Raw genomic sequence first — 3,532 nt, 5'->3', positions numbered from 1 at the left:
ATCAAATAGTTATTTATCCATTCTTAAAATGAGTTTTGGAATAATTACATTTAAATTATTTGGAAAAGGCTATTCGTTTTTTGAATAGTAATAATGTTAAAACTTTTTAACAAATAATTGTTTGATTACGAAGGCTATTCGATAATAAAAATTATTTTTACCTTTTTGTTAAAATATAAACTTTGTTGATGTCACTAAAACCTAAAATACTTGTTATAGTAACCGTTTTTCCTTCGGTTACGGAGACGTTTATTTTAAATCAAATTACGGATTTACTTGATCGTGGATTTGAAGTAACGGTGTTTACATACATTCAACCAGAAAATGCTGTTGTACATCAATTGTTTGTTGATTATCAATTAGAAAAGAAAACAGTAGCACATTTTAAAAATTATTCTTCTAAATTGAAAGTGTTTCAAAAGGCTTTTGTCTTTTTTAGAAAATATCGAAAAAGAATAGATTTTTCTAAATTAAGAGCTCTCTTAAATCCATTAAAAATAAAGACTTCGATTCCGATTTTAAAAACGTATTATGATTTGCCAATTTTACTTTTTAAAGATAATTTTGATGTTGTGCATTGCCATTTTGGTTTTAATGGAAAGAAAGTAGCTGATGCATATGCTTTAGGAATTTGTTTCATTCCAAAAGCAATTTTGTCTTTTCATGGTTCTGATTTGACACCTTCAAAGGTGGAATATTATAAAAAATTATATCAAGGCGTTTTTAAGTATTTTCATGGGTTTACTGTTAACTCAATCTATTTGCAAGTCATTTTGAAACAAGTAAATCCATCAGTGCAAAATGTTCATTTAATACCAGAGAGCTTTAAAAATAATTATTTAGTCCAGTTTGCAAATGAACAAAAAGATAATTCTGCATTCCAAATTGTCTTTTGTGGCCGATTAATCGATTGGAAAGGACCTGATAGAGCTTTGCGAATCCTAAAAAAAATGATAGATTCGGGTCGAAAAAACTGTATTTTACATGTTATTGGTAATGGCGAAATGAAAGATGAATTGATTACATTAGCAAAATCACTACAAATTGAGAAACAAGTTGTTTTTTATGGGGCATTACCTCAAGAAAAAGTTTTTCAAACGATGGCAAGATCAAGCGTTTTTTTACTGCCAGGTATTTCAGAAAAAGTTACGAAACGCTCTGAAGCTCAAGGATTGGTTTTGCAAGAAGCACAGTTTTTTAAATTACCTGTTGTCACGGCTGATGTGGGCGGAATAAAATATGGCATTATTCCAAATGAAACAGGTTTTTTGGTAGAAGAAAATAAAGAAGATTGTTATGTTGAAAAATTAAATTTACTATATGATAAACCAGAATTAATTCAAATAATGGGTCAAAATGGTTATGATTTTGTAATTGACAACTTTGAAAGCAAGATTCTAGGGGAGAAATTGGAAGCTCTCTATCTTTACTAAATTATTAAAACCTATTTGAACGAAAGTTTCAATTATCTTTTTTACTTTTGACTACTTATAGATTAAGTGTTTTGATTAAAAGAAAAACCTTGTGAAGATATCATTTTTATGATATAATTATTTTAAAACAAGTTTTTTTCTTAAATAAAAAATATGAACAAGATTAAGAAAAAAAAAATCAGTATTATTTCCCCAGTATACAATGCTGAGGCTTTTTTGCCCTCTTTTATAAATAACTTACATCACTATGCATTTCAAGATTTTGAAATGATTTTTGTAGACAATAATTCTTCGGATAATTCACTTCAAGTTTTACAGGAGTTACTTCCAAAAACCAATTTGGATTATAAAATTCTAACGGAGGCAAACCAAGGTTCAGGTTATGCCAGAAATACAGGATTAAAAAGTGCAATTGGAAAGTATGTTACTTTTATTGATAGTGACGACCACATTGATCCAAGAAAATTAGAAGAAGATATAAAAATAATAGAACAGTTTGACGTTGATTATGTTTTATGTCGTACAGAACGTAAATATACAGACGGAAGAACAATGTTACAGCCCTTAGAAGGTTTGGAAGAGGGAATAATTTTACCGCCTCAAGCAGGATTAATTTGGTTAAAAAATTTATATTATCTTCAAGGCCCAGGGGCAGTTTTAGCCAAACGCGAGATGATTGAGTATTTGGGAGGCTTTCACACATCTAAAACTGGACAAGACGCTTTTTTATTCATCAAATTAGGTCTTTTTGCAAAAGGTTTTTATTATAATAAAGTGTATAATTTTTATTTAAGACATCCTGAGTCAACCATTTCTACTCGTAATAAAGAAAAAAACGGAGCCTTGCTTTCCTATTTCAATTTGTGGAAAAATCTATATGCTGATAGATTAGTAAAAAATAATAAAGTTGCAATTAACCAATTAAATTATAATATCAATAAAAATATTTTAATATTGCATCAAGCAGGTTATCAATTTGCAGAACTAACTAATGATGAACGAATACAAGATATTAAATTAAGTTCTCTCCTTTTTAATAAAATTAGTTTACTAATAAATCGATCAGTTTCGCACATAAAGTTCAATCCCTTTTTTCAGTTATGGAGAAGAATAAAATAAAAATACTATTCACTATTTCTAATTTTGACACCTCTGGAAGTGGAAAAGTTGTTTATGATTTAGCTAAACATTTAGATGCTTCTACTTTTCAAGTAGAAATAGCGTGTGAACACAATAGAGGTTTTTTTTTCAAAGAAGTTGAAGCATTAGGGTTACCTATTCATTTATTAGAATTTAAAAAATCGTATCGACCTTATTTTACTTTGTTTATTCGAATTAATCCATTTCGTAAATTCATTAAGAATAATCATTATAACTTGGTACATTCTTGGCATTGGAGTAGCGATTGGACAGAAGCATTGGCGGTTCGTTTGGCCGGAGTAAAATATATTTACACAAAAAAATCAATGTCTTGGGGTGGTATTCATTGGAAAATTAGAAGTTTTTTATCTAGTTATATTATAACAACAAATCAAGGCATGGAAGTTTTTTTTCCAAGTATAAAAAATAAGTCAATAATTCCATTCGGTATAGACACTAATTTTCTTAAACCCGATAATAGTATTCTTCCGAAGAATAAAGAAATATTTAAAATTATAGTGGTTGCCAATTTAGTCCCTCTAAAGGCTATTGAAGACATTATGAAAGCAATGCATTTTATCCATAAAGATGATATTGAATTGTCTATTATTGGTGATAATCAAAATGATTATGGGCGTTTTTTACAAAATTTGACAGAGGAGTTAAAACTTAATAATCAGGTGCTATTTTTAGGAAAACAGTTAAACATAAAAAAGTATCTGAATAATGCTGATATTTATATTATTACTAGTAAAAGAGAAGGACTGCCAGTTGCTTTATTAGAAGCGATGAGCATGGCCTTACCTGTTATAGGATCAGATATTTCTGGGATTCGTTATGTGTTAAACGGCTTCCCAGATTTGCTTTTTCCTCAAGGAGATATTAAAAAATTAGCAGAAAAAATTCTTTATTTTTACAATATGCCAGCCAATCAAAGAGAAATTGAAGGGTTAAAGAAT

General features: G+C 28.7%; 3 protein-coding genes. All 3 read left to right on the top strand.

Going from position 1 to position 3,532, the window contains the following annotated elements; translation table 11 throughout:
- The first annotated feature begins 188 nt into the window (after positions 1–188).
- Positions 189–1,433, top strand: coding sequence for a glycosyltransferase family 4 protein (locus AC1XJX_RS13590; protein ID WP_482004533.1), 1,245 nt, complete (start codon positions 189–191; stop codon positions 1,431–1,433).
- A gap of 153 nt (positions 1,434–1,586) precedes the next feature.
- The gene (locus tag AC1XJX_RS13585; protein WP_482004532.1) at positions 1,587–2,552 is read left to right on the top strand and encodes a glycosyltransferase family 2 protein; all 966 of its coding nucleotides are present in this window, start codon (positions 1,587–1,589) and stop codon (positions 2,550–2,552) included.
- On the top strand, positions 2,534–3,532 hold a 999-nt coding region (locus tag AC1XJX_RS13580), incomplete at its 3' end, for a glycosyltransferase (protein WP_482004531.1). The genes AC1XJX_RS13585 and AC1XJX_RS13580, both read left to right, overlap by 19 nt.

This window comes from Flaviramulus sp. (assembly GCF_982512915.1).
The sequence above is the reverse complement of the archived record's forward strand: the minus strand, read 5'-3'. Positions and strand labels throughout refer to the sequence as shown.